This window comes from Mesorhizobium sp. M7A.F.Ca.ET.027.03.2.1, assembly GCF_003999175.1.
Lineage (GTDB): Bacteria > Pseudomonadota > Alphaproteobacteria > Rhizobiales > Rhizobiaceae > Mesorhizobium.
In genome coordinates this window covers 1-1,439 of sequence record NZ_RZOM01001310.1, presented here as the reverse complement: position 1 = coordinate 1,439, position 1,439 = coordinate 1, and the positions used below count along the sequence as shown (strand labels likewise).

Annotated in this window: 1 protein-coding gene; it reads left to right on the top strand. The window is 67.3% G+C overall.

Annotation, left to right across the window (positions count from 1 at the left end; all coding sequences use genetic code 11):
- A partial coding sequence (locus EN750_RS34140; RefSeq protein WP_145968191.1) for a PQQ-binding-like beta-propeller repeat protein occupies nucleotides 1–1,439 on the top strand: 1,439 nt, incomplete at both ends.

Here is a 1,439-nt window from a genome sequence, read left to right as displayed (position 1 = left end):
CTCTACATCTGCACGCCGCATAATTTCGCCATCGCAATCGATGCCGCGAGCGGCAAGGAGAAATGGCGCTTCGATCCCAAGGTCAAGCTCGACAAGGACCGCCAGCACCAGACCTGCCGCGGCGTGGCCTATTACGCCGATGCCGCCGGCGCCGCCGGGCAGCCCTGTGCGACCCGCGTCTACCTGCCGACCTCGGACGCGCGGCTGATCGCGCTCGATGCCGCCAACGGGCAGATCTGCCCGGCTTTTGCCGAGGGCGGCACGCTGAACCTTCTGACCAACATGCCCTATCCGAAGTCGGGCTATTATTACTCGACCTCGGCCCCGCTGATCTCAGGCGGCAAGATCATCGTCGGCGGCGCGGTCAACGACAATTATTCGACGCAGGAGCCGTCCGGCGTGATCCGCGCCTACGACGCTGCCACCGGCGCGCTGGTGTGGAACTGGGATTCCGGCAATCCGGACCAGACGACGCCGCTGCCGGCCGGCCAGACCTATACCGCCAACTCGCCCAACATGTGGTCGACGCCGAGCGCCGACGAGAAGCTCGGCCTGCTCTATGTGCCGCTCGGCAACCAGACGCCGGACCAGCTCGGAGCCGGGCGCAGCGCCAATGTCGAGAAGTTCTCGTCGTCGATCACCGCGCTCGACCTCAACACCGGGCAGGTGCGCTGGGTGCGGCAGACCGTGCACCACGATCTCTGGGACATGGACGTGCCGGCGCAGCCGAGCCTGATCGACATCACCAAACCCGACGGCACGGTGGTGCCGGCGCTGGTCGGGCCGACCAAGCAGGGCGACCTCTATGTGCTCGACCGCCGCACCGGCGAGCCGGTCATTGCGGTCAACGAAGTGCCGGCGCCCGGCGGCGCGATCGAAGGTGACCACACATCGCCAACGCAGCCGGTCTCCGACCTTACCTTCATGCCGAAGCCGCTCACCGGCGCCGACATGTGGGGCCTAACCATGTTCGACCAGTTGGCCTGCCGGATCGAATTCCAGGGCCTGCGCTATGAGGGGCGCTATACGCCGCCTTCCGTCCAGGGCTCGCTGATCTATCCCGGCAATTTCGGCACCTTCAACTGGGGCGGCATTGCCGTCGACCCGGTCCGGCAGGTGCTGTTCGGCATGCCGACCTATCTGGCGTTCAAGTCGGAGCTCATTCCGCGCGATCAGGTGCCGCCGCCGGACGAAGGGCGCGGCAGCGAGCAGGGGCTGAACCGCAACGAGGGTGCGCCCTATGCGGTGGTGATGGGGCCGTTCCTGTCGCCGCTCGGCATTCCTTGCCAGGCGCCGCCCTGGGGCTATGTCGCCGGCGCCGATCTCAGGACCGGCAAGATCGCCTACAAGCACCGCAACGGCACCGTCTACGACATGACGCCGCTGCCGCTGCCGCTGAAGGTCGGCGTGCCCGGCATCGGCGGGCCGATGATCACCCC